Annotated in this window: 15 protein-coding genes; all 15 read left to right on the forward strand. The window is 62.3% G+C overall.

Going from position 1 to position 16,785, the window contains the following annotated elements:
- Positions 1–58: 58 nt before the first annotated feature.
- The 15 genes from DK842_RS11390 (at position 59) to DK842_RS11460 (ending at position 16,782) form a co-directional block, all read left to right on the forward strand.
- Positions 59–1,474: an FAD-dependent oxidoreductase gene (locus DK842_RS11390; RefSeq protein ID WP_114061546.1), complete on the forward strand. Its 1,416-nt coding sequence runs from the start codon at positions 59–61 to the stop codon at positions 1,472–1,474.
- Between the two features lie 777 nt (positions 1,475–2,251).
- Positions 2,252–3,694, forward strand: coding sequence for a mannose-1-phosphate guanylyltransferase/mannose-6-phosphate isomerase (locus tag DK842_RS11395; protein WP_114063709.1), 1,443 nt, complete (start codon positions 2,252–2,254; stop codon positions 3,692–3,694).
- 5 nt (positions 3,695–3,699) lie between these two features.
- Entirely contained in the window at positions 3,700–4,626 is a 927-nt protein-coding gene (locus DK842_RS11400; RefSeq protein ID WP_114063710.1) for a GDP-L-fucose synthase family protein, read from the forward strand.
- Between the two features lie 22 nt (positions 4,627–4,648).
- A complete protein-coding gene (gmd, locus tag DK842_RS11405) occupies positions 4,649–5,770 on the forward strand; it encodes a GDP-mannose 4,6-dehydratase (protein WP_114061547.1) in 1,122 nt (373 codons plus the stop codon).
- A 19-nt stretch (positions 5,771–5,789) separates the two neighbouring features.
- Positions 5,790–6,800: an NAD-dependent 4,6-dehydratase LegB gene (locus DK842_RS11410; RefSeq protein WP_114063711.1), complete on the forward strand. Its 1,011-nt coding sequence runs from the start codon at positions 5,790–5,792 to the stop codon at positions 6,798–6,800.
- 6 nt (positions 6,801–6,806) lie between these two features.
- A complete protein-coding gene (locus tag DK842_RS11415; RefSeq protein ID WP_114061548.1) occupies positions 6,807–7,973 on the forward strand; it encodes a LegC family aminotransferase in 1,167 nt (388 codons plus the stop codon).
- Positions 7,970–9,136 carry a UDP-N-acetylglucosamine 2-epimerase gene (gene neuC, locus DK842_RS11420; RefSeq protein WP_114061549.1) on the forward strand — a complete coding sequence of 389 codons (1,167 nt, stop codon included), beginning with the start codon at positions 7,970–7,972 and terminating at the stop codon, positions 9,134–9,136. Before DK842_RS11415 ends, neuC begins: the two co-directional genes overlap by 4 nt.
- Complete coding sequence (gene neuB, locus DK842_RS11425; RefSeq protein WP_114061550.1) at positions 9,129–10,214, forward strand: N-acetylneuraminate synthase; 1,086 nt, start codon at positions 9,129–9,131, stop codon at positions 10,212–10,214. The genes neuC and neuB overlap by 8 nt, the downstream gene beginning before the upstream one ends.
- Positions 10,211–10,864, forward strand: a complete 654-nt coding sequence (locus DK842_RS11430; RefSeq protein ID WP_114061551.1) for an acetyltransferase — start codon at positions 10,211–10,213, stop codon at positions 10,862–10,864. The genes neuB and DK842_RS11430 overlap by 4 nt, the downstream gene beginning before the upstream one ends.
- The gene (locus DK842_RS11435; protein WP_114061552.1) at positions 10,861–11,913 is read left to right on the forward strand and encodes a nucleotidyltransferase family protein; all 1,053 of its coding nucleotides are present in this window, start codon (positions 10,861–10,863) and stop codon (positions 11,911–11,913) included. The genes DK842_RS11430 and DK842_RS11435 overlap by 4 nt, the downstream gene beginning before the upstream one ends.
- Positions 11,906–12,655: an acylneuraminate cytidylyltransferase family protein gene (locus DK842_RS11440; RefSeq protein WP_114061553.1), complete on the forward strand. Its 750-nt coding sequence runs from the start codon at positions 11,906–11,908 to the stop codon at positions 12,653–12,655. Before DK842_RS11435 ends, DK842_RS11440 begins: the two co-directional genes overlap by 8 nt.
- Before the next feature lie 8 nt (positions 12,656–12,663).
- Complete coding sequence (locus tag DK842_RS11445) at positions 12,664–14,016, forward strand: glutamate-1-semialdehyde 2,1-aminomutase (protein ID WP_114061554.1); 1,353 nt, start codon at positions 12,664–12,666, stop codon at positions 14,014–14,016.
- A gap of 21 nt (positions 14,017–14,037) precedes the next feature.
- Positions 14,038–14,826: an oxidoreductase gene (locus DK842_RS11450; RefSeq protein ID WP_114061555.1), complete on the forward strand. Its 789-nt coding sequence runs from the start codon at positions 14,038–14,040 to the stop codon at positions 14,824–14,826.
- 7 nt (positions 14,827–14,833) lie between these two features.
- Positions 14,834–15,793, forward strand: coding sequence for a Gfo/Idh/MocA family oxidoreductase (locus DK842_RS11455; RefSeq protein ID WP_168194869.1), 960 nt, complete (start codon positions 14,834–14,836; stop codon positions 15,791–15,793).
- A gap of 17 nt (positions 15,794–15,810) precedes the next feature.
- Positions 15,811–16,782, forward strand: a complete 972-nt coding sequence (locus DK842_RS11460) for a Gfo/Idh/MocA family oxidoreductase (RefSeq protein WP_114061557.1) — start codon at positions 15,811–15,813, stop codon at positions 16,780–16,782.
- Positions 16,783–16,785: the final 3 nt, after the last annotated feature.

A 16,785-nucleotide genomic window follows, 5' to 3' on the forward strand; every position in this document is an offset into this window, starting at 1 on the left:
CTAGCCAACGCATACAGGGCGGCGCATGGCGCCGCCCTCCCTCGCGGGAGAAAACACAATGTCCGACGTATTCCAGTTCATGAAGCTGTCGCGCAATCCGGGCGACAAAGTAGAGCCATCTGTTCGCAAGATCGAATTCAAGGAAATCTATCGTCCGCTGCATGCGGTGGATGCCGCCGATCAGGCTGGCCGTTGCCTGTCCTGTGGCAATCCCTATTGCGAGTGGGAGTGCCCCGTGCACAATTACATCCCCAATTGGCTGAGGCTGGTTGAGGAGGGCAGATTGTTCGAGGCGGCCGAGCTATCGCATCAAACCAATAGCCTGCCCGAAATTTGCGGCCGGGTGTGCCCGCAGGACCGGCTGTGCGAAGGCGCCTGTACGCTGAACCAGGGAGGTTTTGGAGCGGTTTCCATAGGCAGCATTGAAAAACACATCACAGATGAAGCATTCAAGGCCGGCTGGCGGCCGGACATGTCCAGAGTGCGGCAGACTGGCAAGACGGCCGCCGTGATCGGCGCGGGGCCCGCAGGGCTAGCGTGCGCGGATGTCTTGGCGCGCAATGGGGTCAAGCCTGTCGTTTACGATCGTTATGAGGAAATAGGCGGCTTGCTGACTTTCGGCATTCCCGAATTCAAGCTGGAAAAAAGCGTGGTGCGCCGTCGGAGGGAGGTTCTCGAGGGCATGGGCGTTGAATTCGTGCTGGGGTGTGACGTAGGCAAGGATGTCAGCTTCGACAAGCTGATGAGCCGGCACGATGCGGTGTTCATGGGCATGGGCGCGTACAAGGCCATGCGGGGCGGTTTTCCCGGCGAGGACAGCAAGGGCGTGCTGCAGGCGCTTCCCTATCTGATCAACAATGTGCGGCAACATCTGGGAACCTTGCCCAGTGAGGAAGCGCCCATCAATATGGCCGGCAAGAGGGTGATGGTGCTGGGGGGCGGCGATACGGCGATGGACTGCAATCGCACCGCCATCCGCCAGGGCGCGCGGCGCGTGATGTGCGCCTATCGAAGGGATGAAGCCAATATGCCGGGCTCCAGGCGGGAGGTGGATAATGCGCGCGAAGAGGGCGTCGAATTTCTATGGAACCGCCAGCCGATGTCCATTGAGCCGATGATAGGCGGCACGCTGGCGGTAAAGCTGGCAGGAACGCGTCTGAGCCAGCCCGACGCCAGGGGGCGTCGCAATGCCGAGATCGTGCCCGGCAGCGAGGAAATCATCGAGTGCGATCACGTCATCATCGCCTTCGGCTTCCAGGCCGAAGCGGCATCGTGGGCGGAAAAACAGGGCATCGCCACCGCCGCTAACGGGCGCACGCTGGCTGCCGCGAGCGGCGAGTACAAATACCAGACCAGCAATCCCAAGGTGTTTGCAGGCGGCGACATGGTGCGAGGGGCGGATCTGGTGGTGAGGGCGGTGTTCGAGGGGAGGCAGGCGGCGGAGGGCATGCTGGGCTATCTGGGAGTGTGGTGATTTTGCACGGTTATTGTCTTGTGCCGAAGATGTCTTGATGGCGAGCCGAGCGTCTTGGTGGCGCTCGGCGCAGTTGTCTTGAAGACATATTAGTGTAATAAAACAAGGAGTATTCAAGGTTCTGCCTTGCGTTTGTGCGCCATGTTATGATTTCAATGCTTATTGTCTGGTTTTGACATTTGATTACCCGTTTGGCTGGATGGCCGCAAAGATGCCAATATGCTTGTGTGGGCGTCGATGCCGACGGTGATGGATTGGCTGTCGATGAGTGGGTTGCAGGATGATGTCGATGTCTTTGATGGCATTGGAGGGGGGGCGGCTGGGATTCCTGCCAAAAAGTTCGAAGCCCTCTTCCCCCTAATGGCCATTTTCTCTAGAATCCGTTGTCCATCGAAATGGAGGTGTCGCCGACCTTCAAATTCGACATGGCAAAAGAGGGGGCTGAGCAGAATATGCGCTTTTTGCAGCCTTCCGGTTGCACTCTCAAGGTGAGGTGGAATATGTTGAATATGATTTCGGCATTTTCCGGCCCGAGATAGCTAGAAATGCCTGAGATGGGCGGCGTTTGAAATAATCCATGTTGAATTTGAACAGGGAAGGATATTGAGTTTGAGAGGCATGGCTTTCTTTGTTGACAACAATAAACTCGTCAATACCTGATCGGCTGGATTCGATAAGGAAGGGCGAGCGGTGCTGACCAAGGCTCTCTGAATAGATAAGCCAGGGACAGGGTACTGAAATTAGAAGTTGGTCAAATTGGCTGGGGGGATGGAAATCATGATCAAGGTCGCACCCGTCATTCTTTGCGGCGGTTCTGGAACTCGTTTGTGGCCACTTTCCAGGGCTGGCTTTCCTAAGCAGTTTCTATGTTTGAGCGGCCAGGATAGTCTGTTTCAGCAAGCTGCTCAGCGTTTGTCAAATCTCGACGATCCCGACCTGAAAGTCGCGCCCCCGCTGATCGTGACTGGAGAGGAGCATCGCTTCCTCGCCGCGGAGCAACTGCGTGAAATCGGCATCGATTACGCCGCCGCCTTGCTTGAGCCGGTTGGCCGCAATACGGCGCCGGCGCTGACTTTGGCCGCGTTGGCGGCGATGGAGAACGGCGAGGACCCGGTCTTGATTGTCACCCCCGCCGATCAGATGGTGACTGATGGGGCGGCATTTTCAGCGGCGATGCAGTCGGCGATCAGGGAAGCCGCAAACGATTCGATCGTGATTCTTGGCGTGGTACCGGATCGTCCTGAAACGGGTTATGGCTATATTCAGGTCGAAAATGCCAGTGCAGGCAGCGGCGTTCAGGTTGTCAGGCGTTTCGTTGAAAAGCCAGACGAGGCAACGGCCCAGTCCTATCTGGTTGAGGGCGGGTATTTCTGGAATGCCGGCATGTTCGTGTTGAAAGCTTCTGTATGGCTGAAGGCGCTGGAACAGTTTCGCCGCGACATTCTGGATGCGACGCGTGCCGCGTGGGCCCACCGAGAAGCCGATGCGCAATTCATCAGGCCAGGTAAGGCAGAATTCGCGGACATTCCTGCGGACTCGGTCGACTATGCCGTCATGGAGCGTAGTCCGGGAAGTGGTTTCCCCATCAAAATGGTTCCGTTGGATGCGGGCTGGAGCGATTTGGGCGCGTGGGACGCCGTTTGGAAGGTTCTGCCCAAGGATGAGTCGGGGAACGCGCATGTCGGCGATGTGCTGGCAGTCGACAGCCGCAATACGCTGGTGCATGCAAACAGCAGGCTGGTGAGTCTGGTTGGCATGGAGGATGTCATCGTGATTGAGACATCCGATGCGGTTCTCGTCGTGAATCGCAGCTGCAGCCAGGACGTCAAGCACATCGTCAACACCTTGGGCCAGCAAAAGCGAGAAGAGTATGCGCTGCATCGCAAGGTGCACCGCCCCTGGGGCTGGTACGATAGCCTCGACGAAGGCGGGCGTTTCAAAGTCAAGCGCATTCAGGTCAAGCCTAGGGCCAGCCTGAGCTTGCAAAAGCATCACCATCGCGCGGAACATTGGATCGTGGTCAAGGGCACAGCCGAGATCACCAATGGCGACAAGGTGATTCTTTTGACAGAAAATCAGTCGACCTACATTCCCTTGGGAGAGGTGCACCGGCTGGCCAATCCCGGCTCCATCCCGTTGGAAATCATCGAAGTGCAGTCTGGCAGTTATTTGGGCGAAGATGATATCGTGCGTTTCGAAGACACCTACGGTCGCCAGTGAGCAGCATGGACACAGATAGCAAGATTTTCGTAACCGGCCACCGCGGCATGGTGGGAAGCGCGCTCGTGCGGCGTTTGCATGCCGGCGGCTATGCGAACATTCTCACTGCCGGCCGCGCCGATCTGGATCTGCTGGATTCGCATGCGGTGCATGCCTATTTGGCTCGGGAAAAGCCGGACTACCTTTTCATCGCGGCCGCCAAGGTGGGGGGCATCCAGGCGAACAATCTCCAACGAGCCGACTTTATCTATCAGAACCTGATGATAGAGGCCAATCTCATTCATGGCGCGCATCTGGCCGGCGTGCAGCGGCTCATGTTTCTAGGCTCCAGTTGCATTTACCCGCGGGACTGCCCGCAGCCGATCAAGGAAGAGTATTTGCTGACCGGTTTGCTGGAGCAGACCAACGAGCCCTATGCCATCGCCAAGATAGCGGGCATCAAGCTGGCTGAAAGCTACAATCGCCAATATGGCCGCCAATATGTCAGCGTGATGCCCACCAATCTGTACGGTCCCAATGACAACTACGATCTGGCCAGCAGCCACGTGCTGCCGGCGTTGCTGCGCAAGGCGCATGAGGCCAGGCTGCGCGGCGACGAGTCCTGCGTGGTTTGGGGAAGCGGCGCGCCACGCCGCGAATTCCTTTATGTGGATGATTTGGCAGATGCCTGCGTGTATCTGATGGAGCAGGGATACGACGGCGATCTGGTCAATATCGGCACCGGCGAAGACGTCACCATCCGGGAGCTTGCCGAGATGGTGATGGCAACCGTGGGCTTCGACGGCCGCATCGATTTCGACATGTCCAAACCAGACGGCACGCCGCGCAAGCTGCTGGATGTCGGCCGTCTGGCCGCGTTGGGCTGGCGCGCGCGCACGCCGTTGCGCGAAGGGCTCCGCTTGGCCTATGAAACCGCGCCCTTCCGAAACTGAACTTTGCGAAGAAAGAACAAGTATGTCCAACAAGAAAGTCGCCCTTATCACCGGCATTACTGGCCAGGACGGCGCTTATCTAGCTGAGTTCCTGCTGTCCAAAGGCTACGAGGTGCATGGCGTCAAGCGACGCACGAGTCTTTTCAATACCGACCGCATCGATCACTTGTATCAGGATCCCCATGATCCCGATCAGCGCTTCAAGCTGCACTACGGCGACCTGACCGACTCCACGAATCTGATTCGCATCGTCCAGCAAGTGCAGCCTGACGAAATCTACAATCTGGCGGCGCAGAGCCATGTGGCTGTCAGCTTCGAGGAACCCGAATACACCGCCAACGCCGATGGGGTGGGCGCCCTGCGTTTGCTGGAGGCCATCCGCATCCTGGGTTTGGAGAAGAAGACCAAGTTCTACCAGGCGAGCACATCCGAGCTTTACGGCCTGGTGCAGGAAGTGCCGCAGAAGGAAAGCACGCCGTTTTATCCGCGCAGCCCCTATGCTGTGGCCAAGCTGTACGCCTACTGGATCACGGTGAACTATCGCGAAGCCTACGGCATGTACGCCTGCAATGGCATTTTGTTCAACCACGAGAGCCCTATCCGCGGGGAAACGTTCGTCACGCGCAAGATCACGCGCGCCATCGCCCGCATCGCGCTGGGTTTGCAGGACTGTCTCTACCTGGGCAACATGAGCGCCCTGCGAGACTGGGGGCATGCGCGCGACTATGTCGAAATGCAGTGGCTGATGCTGCAGCAAGACAAGCCCGAGGACTTCGTCATCGCCACCGGCGTGCAGTATTCGGTGCGCCAGTTTGTCGAATTCGCCGCCGCCGAACTCGGCATCGCCGTGGATTTTGAAGGCGAGGGCGCGGAGGAGATCGGCCGCGTGGCGGCCGTGAGCGGAGACAAGGCCAAGTGCAAGGTGGGCGATGTCATCGTCAGGGTCGATCCCCGCTATTTCCGTCCCACCGAGGTCGAAACGCTGCTGGGCGATCCGACGCGTGCGGCGCAGAAGCTGGGCTGGACGCCCAGGACCACGCTGCGCGAATTGGTCAGCGAGATGGTCGTGAGCGATTACAAGGCGGCCTGCCGCGATCACATGGTCAAGCAGGCCGGTTTTAAGGCTTACGACTACAACGAGTAACTCGACGCGGATGACGATCATGAAACTGCAGGGCAAGAAAATCCTCGTTACCGGCGCCGACGGCTTCATCGGCTCCCATCTCGTGGAGCACTTGGTGCGCCAGGGCGCCGACGTGCGCGCCTTCGTCTACTACAACAGCTTCAATAGCTGGGGATGGCTGGATCAGAGCCCGGAAGACATTCGCCGCTCGCTAGACGTGTTCGCAGGCGACATCCGCGATCCGCATGGCGTGCGAACGGCCATGCAAGGGTGCGACGTAGTGCTGCATCTGGCCGCGCTGATCGCGATCCCCTACTCCTACCATTCGCCGGATACCTATGTCGACACCAACGTCAAAGGCACGCTCAACGTCGTGCAGGCGGCGCGCGATCTGGGCGTGGAGCGGGTGGTGCATACCTCGACGAGCGAGGTCTACGGCACGGCGCGTTTTGTCCCGATCACGGAGGAGCATCCGCTGCAGGGGCAGTCGCCGTATTCGGCCAGCAAGATCGGCGCGGACCAGATCGCGCAGAGCTTCTTCCTGTCGTTTGAGACGCCGGTGGCGACGATCCGCCCGTTCAATACTTATGGTCCGCGCCAGTCGGCGCGCGCCGTGATCCCGACGATCATCACCCAGATCGCCGCGGGCATGGACGAAATCAAGCTGGGCGCCATCCACCCGACACGCGATTTCAACTTCGTGCAAGATACCGTGCGTGGTTTCTGCGCGGTCGCCGAGTGCGACGCGGCGCTGGGCAAGGTGATCAATGTGGGGAGCAATTACGAGGTATCGGTAGGCGATACCGCCCGCCTGATCGCGGAGCTGATGGGCCGCGACGTACGCTTCACCAGCGACGAGCAGCGCCTGCGTCCGGCGGGGAGCGAGGTCGAGCGGCTGTGGGCCGATAACCGGCTGGCGCGCGAGCTGGCCGGTTGGGCGCCGGAGTATGCCGGCATAGACGGCCTGCGGCGCGGGTTGAAGGAAACGATCGACTGGTTCTCGGAACCGTCGAATCTGGGCCGCTACAAGGCCGGCAACTACAATATCTGAGCCGCAATGTCCTTTTCCGATTCCATCGTCGAGCGCATCCGCCACGTTGTTGGCGGCGGACGCGCGATGCTGCATGAACCCCTGCTCAAGGGCAATGAGCTGGCCTATGTGACCGAATGCATCCAGACCGGCTGGGTGTCTTCGGTGGGGGCGTTCGTCGACCGGTTCGAACGCGATCTCGCCGCGTATACGGGGGCCGCGCACGCGGTGGTGGTCAGCAACGGCACCTCCGCCCTGCAGATCGCCTTGCACTTGGCCGGCGTGCGCCAGGACGACGAGGTGCTGGTGCCGGCGCTGTCCTTCGTCGCCACCGCCAATGCGGTGCGCCACAACGGCGCCTGGCCGCATTTCGTCGACAGCGAGACGCGCACGCTTGGCATCGATCCTGGCGCGCTTGACAAGCATCTGGACGAAATCGGAGAACGCCGCTGCGGCGAATTGTTCAACCGTTTGACCGGCAGGCGCATCAGCGTGGTGGTGCCGATGCATACCTTCGGGCATCCGGTCGACATGGCTGCCTTGAGCGAGGTGGCGGCGCGCCACGGGCTGGCGGTGGTAGAGGACGCTGCCGAGTCGCTGGGCAGCTTCGCTGATGGCCGGCATACCGGCAACGCCGGCGTTTGCGCGACGTTGAGTTTCAACGGCAACAAGATCGTCACCACCGGCGGCGGCGGCGCGATCATCACCAATGATCCAGAGCTGGCGCGTCGGGCCAAGCATTTGACGACGACCGCCAAGCAGCCCCATCCGTGGGCATTCTTCCACGACGAGGTCGCCTACAACTTCCGCCTGCCCAATCTGAACGCCGCGATGGGCTGCGCGCAGCTGGAGCGCATCGAGGCCTTCATCGACGCCAAGCGCGAGTTGACGCAGCGTTACCGGCAGGCGTTCGACGGTTTTGCCGGAGCCTCGCTGTTTCTTGAGCGTCCCGATACGCGGGCCAACTACTGGCTGCAGACCTTGATCCTGGCGGAAGACCGGTCCGAATCGAGGGACGAAGTGCTGCAGGCGGCCAATGCCGCCGGCTTGATGACGCGACCCGTCTGGGAGTTGCTGAACACATTGCCGATGTATCGCGACTGCCCCGCCGCGCAGCTGCCGGTGGCGCGGGACCTTGCGCGGCGAATCATCAATATTCCGAGCAGTCCGCAATTGATCCTGGAGAGCTTGTGACCCGCCGCCGCATTGCTATCGTCACCGGCAGCAGGGCCGAGTATGGCCTGCTGTACTGGCCCATTCGCGATCTTCTCGCCGCGTCTGACTTTGAGTTGCAGCTCATCGTTACGGGTATGCATCTTTCGCCAGAATTCGGCTTGACCGTACGCGATATCGAACGTGATGGTACTCCCATCAGCGCGCGGGTCGACATGCTGGTTTCGAGCGATACGCCGGGAGGAATCGCCAAGTCGATGGCGCTGGGCCTGATTGGTTTTTCCGATGCCATTGAGCGCCTGCGCCCGGATGCCATGCTTGTATTGGGCGACCGCTTCGAAATTCTGGCCGCCGCTCAAGCTGCGATGGTGCACAACGTGCCTCTGGTGCACATCGCAGGCGGGGATACCACCGAAGGGGCCTTCGATGAGGCGATTCGCCACGCCATCACGAAGATGGCGCACCTGCACTTGGTGACGAACGAGGCAGCTCGTCAGCGGGTTGTCCAGATGGGGGAGGATCCGCGCTGCGTCCACATTGTCGGCAGCCCGGGGCTGGATCATTTGCGCAGGCAGCAGTTGCTGGACCATGCTGCGCTGGAGACCTCTTTGGGACAGCCACTGGGCGCGCGCAATGCATTGGTGACATTCCATCCGGTAACGCTTGAGCCGGCAGACGGCCTGCGTCAGCAAGAAGAACTGCTGGCTGCTTTGGAAGCTCTGCCTGAAGAGTGGGTGTTGTGGTTCACTCTGCCTAATGCCGATACCGGTGGCCGCGGGTTGGCCGCTGCCTTGCAGGCTTGGGCCAAGGGGCGCGCGCGCGTGCGGGTGTTTGCTTCGCTTGGGCAGTTGCGCTATCTGAGTCTGATGCGAGAGGCTGATGTGGTCGTTGGCAATTCGTCTAGCGGACTTTATGAGGCACCATCATTCCAGGTGCCGACCATCGACATAGGCGATCGACAGCGAGGTCGGCTTGCGGCGGCATCGGTACTGCATTGCGAGCCGGAACGCGGCGCAATCCGCGAAGCGATCAACCGCGCGTTGGCGCTGGATTGCAGCGGGGTCCAGAATCCGTATGGCGATGGTCGCAGCGCCGCCCGCATCGTCGATGCCTTGCGGGCAATGCCCCCCGCGCAAAGCATGCTAAAGAAGACTTTTCACATGATAGAGGCGGCCCGTGCCTGAGACTTTATCTCCTGTTTTTATTATCGCCGAAGCAGGCGTCAACCATAACGGCTCATTGGACATGGCGTTGCGTCTAGTCGACGCAGCCGCCGAGGCCGGCGCCGACGCGGTCAAGTTCCAGACCTTCAAGGCCGAGCTGCTGGCCACGGCGCAGGCCGGCAAGGCGAGTTATCAGATCTCCAATACGAAGGAGGGCGGCAGCCAGCTGGCGATGCTGCGCGCGCTCGAGCTGAGGCTTGAGGACCACCATGCGCTGATCGAACATTGCCAGGCGCGCGGCATTCGCTTCATGTCGACAGCCTTCGACGCCACCAGCCTGACGTTCCTGGGCGGCCTGGGCATGCCGGCGATCAAGATTCCATCTGGCGATATCACCTGCGCGCCTTTGTTGCTGCAGGCGGCTCAGCTGCGCCAGCGCTTGCTGGTGTCCAGCGGCATGTCGACGCTGACTGATCTGGAGCGCGCGCTGGGCGTGCTGGCCTGGGGGCTGCAGCATGATGGGCAGCCATCAAGCCAGAATGAGATCGACGCCTGCTACTTCAGCGCCGAGGGGCAGGAGGCATTGCGCAGCCACGTCACGCTGCTGCATTGCGTCACGCAGTACCCGGCGCCGCCGGAGGCGGTGAACCTGCGCGCCATGGATTCGATGGCGCAGGCTTTTGGCCTGCCTGTCGGCTATTCCGACCACACGCTGGGGATCGAAGTGTCGATCGCCGCGGTCGCGCGCGGCGCGACGGTGATCGAAAAACATTTCACGCTCGATCGCTCGCTGCCCGGGCCGGACCATCTGGCCTCGCTCGAGCCCGGCGAGCTCCGGAGCATGGTGGGGGCGATCCGCCATGTCGAAGCCGCGCTGGGGAGCGCGCGCAAATTACCGGCGCCAGCCGAACACCCCAATCGCGCCGTGGCGCGCCGTTCGATCGTCGCGAGCCGTCCCATCGCGGCGGGCGAGACGCTGACATTGGCGATGCTGGACTGCAAGCGTCCCGGCAACGGTATGACGCCGATGGACATCTGGTCATTGGTGGGCCGCCCTGCTGCGCGCGACTTCGCCGCCGACGAGCAGATCGAGCCATGAGCCTGCCTGTAATCGTGATCGGCGCCGGCGGCCATGCCGCCGTGGTGGCGGATGCCCTGCTCGAGTCCGGCGTGGAAGTGCTGGGCTACACCGATCCCGACTCCCGCCTCCACGGCGCGCTGCGCTTGGGTTTGCCTGTGCTGGGGGGCGACGAGGCTCTTGCCGGGTACGAGCCCGCTCAGGTCCGGCTCGTCAACGGCCTGGGTTTCGTTGCCGGCTCAGGTCGGGAGGCCGCGCGGGCTCGGGCGCAGCAGTCGCTGCAAGCGCAGGGTTGGACTTTCGCGTCGGCGATCCATCCGCGCGCTTGGGTGTCCCGCCATGCGATCCTGGCCGACGACGTTCAGGTGCTGGCCGGCGCGATGGTGCAGGCCGGCGCCCGGATCGGGGCTGGCGCCATCGTCAATACCGGCGCGGTTGTCGAACATGACTCCAGCGTCGGCGCCTGGTGCCACGTCGCCACACGCGCGACGCTGTGCGGCCAAACCCGCATCGGGGATGGCTGCCTGGTCGGCGCGGGGGCCGTGCTGCGCCAGTCGGTGAGCATCGGCGCGGACACCGTGATCGGCGCGGGAGCCGTCGTGCTGCGCGACAGCCCTGGCGGCGAGGTATTGTGCGGCGTGCCCGCGCGTCCCCTTGGAGCTAAGCGATGAAGAGTTGGCAATCCACCTTGATCGGACCCGATGTCAGCCTGAGAGAAGCGCTGGAAATCATCGACTCGGCCGGCACGCAACTGGCCGTGGTGGTCGACGAGCATCGCCGCCTGCTGGGAACGGTATCCGATGGCGATGCGCGCCGCGCCTTGCTGAGCGGGCTGGGCATGGATGACCGGGTCGATCGCGTCATGCATGCCGGCGCGACCGTCGTCGCCAGTTCGTCCACGCCGCACGAGATCCAGGCGACGATGCGCCGCACCGGCCGCCACCAGCTGCCTATCGTGGACGCGGAAGGCGTGGTTGTCGGTTTGGCCCTGATCAGCGATTACTTGAGCGCCGCGCGGCGGAACAATTGGGTGGTGATCATGGCCGGCGGGCTCGGCACGCGCTTGCAGGAGCTTACCCGAGACACGCCAAAGCCCATGCTCAAGGTCGGCTCGCGGCCGCTGCTTGAGACCATCATCCGCAGTTATGCCGAACAGGGTTTCCATCGTTTCTACCTGGCCGTCAACTACAAGGCGGAGCAGATAGAGGACCATTTCGGCGACGGCGCGGCGCTCGGGGTCGACATACGCTACCTGCGCGAGGAGCAACGGATGGGCACCGCGGGCGCGCTGAGCCTGTTGCCCGAGCGTCCAAACGCGCCCCTCATCGTGACCAATGCCGACTTGCTGACGAAAGAAAATTTCGGGCTTCTGGTCGACCAGCATGTCGAGGCGGGCGCTCACGCCACGATGGCCGTGCGTCATTTCGAGATGCAGGTGCCATTCGGCGTGGTCAACGTGCGCGAGGGCCATATTCACTCCATCGAGGAGAAGCCGGTGCAGCGTTTCGTCGTCAGCGCCGGAATCAATGTCCTGTCGCCGGAAGTGCTGGAGCTGGTCCCGGCCGGCAGCTTTTTCGACATGCCGTCGCTATTCGACCGAGTGCTCGAACACGGCATGAAGGCCCGTGCGTACCAGATCGACGGCTATTGGCTGGACATTGGCCGCTTGCCCGATTTCGAGCGGGCCAACCTCGAATACACCGAGATATTCAATGATTGACGACAAGTCCGTGTTGGCGATCGTGCCGGCGCGCGGCGGCTCAAAAGGCCTGCCTGGCAAAAACAAGCGTCCGCTGCAAGGCAAGCCGCTGGTCGCGTGGCCGATCGGCGCCGCTTTGGGGGCCGCCTGCGTCGACAAGGTGTTGTGCACCACCGACGATGCCGAGATCCGCGGCATCGCGCTGGCGCATGGCGCCCAGGCGCCGTTCCTGCGCCCCGCGCACCTGGCTTCGGACTGCGCGTCCTCCATCGACGCGATCCTGCATGCCGTCGATTATCTGGCGGAGCGGGGCGAGCATTACGATTACGTCGTGGTGCTGGAACCGACCTCGCCGCTGACCGCTTCGGCCGATGTCGACGCCGCGCTTCGAACGCTGCATGCCAGGCGAGCCGACGCCGACTCCATCGTCGGCGTCAGCCGGGTGGAGTCCACCCATCCCGAGTACGACGTGCGCCTGGGCGCCGACGGCCGCATTTCGCCTTATCTGGCGGCAGACTTCAAGTCGCTCAAGCGCCGCCAGGAGATAGAGGCGCTGCACTTTCTCGAGGGCTCGCTGTATATCAGCGCCACGCCGGCGCTGCGCGTCGAAGGCGGCTTCTATCATGGCCGCACGCTCGGTTACGAGGTGCCGCGCTGGAAGTCCGTCGAAATAGACGAACTGGTCGATTTCCTGTTTGTAGAAACGCTGCTGGCCAATCTGGATCAACTTGCGGCGCTCGACGCGGCCGCTCATCACTCATGAGGCCTTCCATGCTCCAAGATGACAAGACGAACCCCGCGACGGCGTCCCATTCCGAACGGCTGCACCGTGTGATTCCCGGCGGCGCGCATACCTACTCGCGCGGCGACGATCAGTACCCGGCCAACGCGCCGCAGATCCTCGAGCGCGCAAAGGGCGCGACCGTCTGGGCTGCCGATGGCCGCAGCTTCCTCGACTATGGGATGGCGCTGCGCGCAGTGTCCATCGGTTATTCCGAGCCAGCGATCAACGAGGCTGCGATTCAAGGCCTGGAAGCCGGCAACAATCTGACCCGCGCGTCGGTTATCGAACTGGAAGCGGCCGAGCGGCTGGTGGACATGATCGATTCGGTCGACATGGTCAAGTTCACCAAGAACGGCTCCACCGCGACCTCCGCCGCCGTCAAGCTGGCCCGCGCCTATACCGGGCGCGACCTGGTGGCGAGATGCGCGCAGCACCCGTTTTTCTCCTACGACGATTGGTTCATCGGCAATACCCCGATCACCAAGGGCATTCCAGCCAGCGCGATTGAGCAGACCAAGTCGTTCGCGTACAACGACATCGGCTCCCTCGAGCGATTGATCGCGGAGCATCCCGGCCAGTTCGCCTGCGTCATTCTCGAGCCGGCTTCGACCGAAACGCCCGCGACCTTCATCGAGCCCGACGGCCGCGAGGTGAATTATTTGCAGCAGGTGGAGGCCTTGTGCCGCAAGCACGGGATCGTCTTCATTCTCGACGAGATGATCACCGGCTTCCGCTGGCATCTGAAAGGGGCGCAGCATGTTTACGGCGTCACTCCGGACCTGTGCACCTTCGGCAAGGCGATGGCGAACGGTTTTTCCGTCGCCGCGGTGGCCGGTCGGCGCGAACTGATGTCGCTGGGCTCGATAGACCGCGTGGGGCAGGAGCGCCTGTTTCTGCTCTCTACGACGCACGGCGCGGAGATGTGCGGCCTGGCGGCGTACCTCGCGACGATGGATTTTCTCGAGCGATATGATGTCGTCGACCATTTGTGGGCATACGGCGCCGATTTGCAGGCGGCGATCAACGCGGCGGCCGAGCATGCCGGCATCGCCAAGCACTTCTATGCCGCCGGCCCAGCGGTCAGTCCCTACTACGCGACCGTGACCGGAGAGGGGGCGCCTTGGATGGAGCTCAGAACCTTGTTCGCGCAGGAAATGATCAAGCAGGGCGTGCTGATGCCTTGGCTGGCGCTGAGCTATCGACATGGCGAGGCCGAACTGGAGAAGACCCGCGAGGCGCTGGCTCATGCGATGGAGGTGTGCGCCCGCGGCGTCGCCGAGGGCATCGACAAGTATCTGATCGGCCCGGCGATCAAGCCGGTGTTCCGCCGCTTCAACTAACCACAGACGGTACCCATATAGATGACGCCAGATTCATCTCTGTTGCAGAACAAGACTGTCGTGTTGGTCGGCGGAGCCGGCCTGCTGGGCAGGGCTTTCGGCGAATCGCTGTTGCGGCATGGCGCGCAGCTTGTCGTGGCCGACCTGGACGAGGAGCGGTGCCGCGCCGCCTGTGACGAGCTGTCGGCCAAGATTCCGGGCGCGTCGCTGATCGCGGAAACGGCCGACATCACGAAACGGGAATCGCTCGACGCGCTGATCGACCGAGTCCAGGCACGGTGCGGCAAGATAGACGCGGTGGTCAACAATGCCTATCCGCGCAACAAGCAGTACGGCCGCAAGCTGGAGCAGGTCGAGTACGCGGACTTCTGCGAGAACGTCAGCACGCATCTGGGCGGCTACTTCCTCAGCACGCAACGATTCGCCGAGTTTTTCAAGCGCCAGGGCTTCGGCCATGTCGTCAATATCTCGTCGATATACGGCAACGTCGCGCCCCGCTTCGAAATCTATGAAGGAACGCCGATGACCATGCCGGTGGAGTACGCGGCGATCAAGTCGGCGATCCAGCATTTGTCGCTGTACTTCATGCGCTACTACCAGGGCACGGCTTTGCGTTTCAACGTGTTGTCGCCGGGCGGAATCTTCGATCACCAGCCCGAATCTTTCCTGGAACGGTACAAGGCGTACGCGCAACACAAAGGCATGCTGGCGCCTGCCGACGTGGCCGGCACGCTGGTGTACCTGATTTCCGATTTATCCTCCTACGTGAATGGCCAGAACATCGTCGTCGACGATGGCTGGTCGAAGTGAGGCCGCCGTGCATCAAGTCGCAATCATCGGCGCCGGCCAGCTCGGCCGCCGCCATCTGCAAGGACTGGTCAAGTCGACTCAGGCGTTGACCGTCCATGTGGTCGATCCATTAGAAGCCTCGCGCCGCGCGGTAGCGGATTTCATCGCCTCGCCGGAAGCCGGACCGTTGCCCGCCATCTATGTGCATGAATCGCTTGCCGCGCTGCCTGCCGAACTCGATGTGGCCATCATCGCCACGACTGCGAACCAGCGGTTTGCCGTGATCGAGCAATTGGCCCAGGCGGCCAAGGTTCGCCATCTGGTGCTGGAGAAATTCCTGTTCAACGATTCCGAACAGTACGAGCGCGCCGCCTCGCTGATCGAGGCGCGTGGCATGACGGCTTGGGTCAATACGCCCCGCCGCCATTTCGGCGTCTACCGCGAGCTGCGCGAGCAAAGCCGAGGCGACCCGCTGTTGCACTTCACGGCGGATGGCGGCGATTGGGGGCTGTGCTGCAACAGCGTGCACTTCGTCGATCTGGTCCAGTTCCTGGCCGGCGAGACCGAATTGAGGGGGCTTGAGACCCGCTTCGACGCCGATGTGATGGCGAGCAAGCGCGAAGGCTATGTCGAGCTGACCGGCGAGCTCTCCGGCGAGGTGGGCGCTACGCGCTTCACCATACGCTCGATTCGCGGCTCGGCCAAACCGATCACCGTCACGCTGCACTACGCTCGCCAAACGGTTTTCATCGTGGAGGGCGAGGGCAAGCTCTGGCGAGTTGGCCAGGACGGGGCAGGCGCGGAGACCTTCCGGCTTCCCTATCAGAGCGAGATGACCGGAGCGATCGCGGATCAGTTGTTGTCCAGCGATGCTTGCGATCTGACGCCCTATGCCGATTCCGTGGCCGCCCATCAGCCTTTGTTGCGCGCGTTCGCCCAATACGCGGGCACGGTGAGCGGCGCCCGCGCGCAGTGCGCCATTACCTGATTCGGAGTTCGAATACTATGTTGCTACTGATTGGAAGCGGGCCGATGGCGGTTGAGTACGCCAAGGTCCTGAAGGCTCAAGCCCGTGAATTCGTCGTCGTCGGTCGTGGCGCCGCCAGCGCGGAGGCGTTCACTCAAGCGACCGGGGCGCCGGTGATGGCCGGCGGCCTGGATGATGCCATCGCATCCGGCCGTCTGCCCAGAGCGGCTTCGGCCATCGTGTCCGTTGGCGTGGAGGCGTTGTACGAGACCAGCGCCGCCCTGCTCAAATTCGGCGTGAAACACCTGCTCATCGAGAAGCCCGGACTGATGCGGCCGGACCAGATCGGTCCGCTGCAGAAGGCGGCGCGCTCGGCCGGCGCCCGCGTGTACATCGCCTACAACCGGCGTTTCCTGGCCTCGGTGCGGCGCGCGCGCGAAATCATCGAGGAGGACGGCGGACTGACTTCGTTCACCTTCGATTTCACCGAGTGGGGGCATGAGATCGAAGCCCTGACGAAGGCGCCGGGCGTGAAGGAACTGTGGGCGCTGGGCAATTCCTCGCATGTGCTGGACCTGGCCTTCCATCTTGGCGGCGCGCCCAAGCGTCTGCACGCCACGCGCGCAGGCGCGCTGGACTGGCATCCGGCAAGCGCTGTCTTCGTCGGCAGCGGCGTCACGTCTAGCGACGTCCCCTTTGCCTACCATGCCGATTGGGACGCGCCTGGCCGTTGGGGGCTGGAGTTCTGCACCCGCCGCCACAAGCTGATCTTCCGGCCCATGGAGAAACTGCAAGTCATGCGCAAGGGGTCTGTGCAAATCGAAGAGATCGCTGCAGACCAAGAGGACGCCCGGCTGGACGCAGAGTTCAAGCCCGGCCTGTTCCGACAGGTCGAGGCCTTTTACGCGACGGATACCGGCGCGCTGTGCACGCTGGACGAGTTGGAGGCCAATCTCGAGCACTTCTGCGCGATTGCCGGTTACGAGCGCGCCGCGCCGGCCATGGCCTGACGA

It is taken from the genome of Chromobacterium phragmitis (assembly GCF_003325475.1).
In the GTDB taxonomy this organism is placed as follows: Bacteria; Pseudomonadota; Gammaproteobacteria; order Burkholderiales; family Chromobacteriaceae; genus Chromobacterium; species Chromobacterium phragmitis.

Bases quoted from the DNA above. Each gene is read 5' to 3' on its own strand.
- DK842_RS11390 (WP_114061546.1), top strand. From the start codon at position 59: ATGTCCGACGTATTCCAGTTCATGAAGCTGTCGCGCAATCCGGGCGAC.
- DK842_RS11395 (WP_114063709.1), top strand. From the start codon at position 2,252: ATGATCAAGGTCGCACCCGTCATTCTTTGCGGCGGTTCTGGAACTCGT.
- DK842_RS11400 (WP_114063710.1), top strand. From the start codon at position 3,700: ATGGACACAGATAGCAAGATTTTCGTAACCGGCCACCGCGGCATGGTG.
- gmd (WP_114061547.1), top strand. From the start codon at position 4,649: ATGTCCAACAAGAAAGTCGCCCTTATCACCGGCATTACTGGCCAGGAC.
- DK842_RS11410 (WP_114063711.1), top strand. From the start codon at position 5,790: ATGAAACTGCAGGGCAAGAAAATCCTCGTTACCGGCGCCGACGGCTTC.
- DK842_RS11415 (WP_114061548.1), top strand. From the start codon at position 6,807: ATGTCCTTTTCCGATTCCATCGTCGAGCGCATCCGCCACGTTGTTGGC.
- DK842_RS11430 (WP_114061551.1), top strand. From the start codon at position 10,211: ATGAGCCTGCCTGTAATCGTGATCGGCGCCGGCGGCCATGCCGCCGTG.
- DK842_RS11435 (WP_114061552.1), top strand. From the start codon at position 10,861: ATGAAGAGTTGGCAATCCACCTTGATCGGACCCGATGTCAGCCTGAGA.
- DK842_RS11440 (WP_114061553.1), top strand. From the start codon at position 11,906: ATGATTGACGACAAGTCCGTGTTGGCGATCGTGCCGGCGCGCGGCGGC.
- DK842_RS11445 (WP_114061554.1), top strand. From the start codon at position 12,664: ATGCTCCAAGATGACAAGACGAACCCCGCGACGGCGTCCCATTCCGAA.
- DK842_RS11450 (WP_114061555.1), top strand. From the start codon at position 14,038: ATGACGCCAGATTCATCTCTGTTGCAGAACAAGACTGTCGTGTTGGTC.
- DK842_RS11460 (WP_114061557.1), top strand. From the start codon at position 15,811: ATGTTGCTACTGATTGGAAGCGGGCCGATGGCGGTTGAGTACGCCAAG.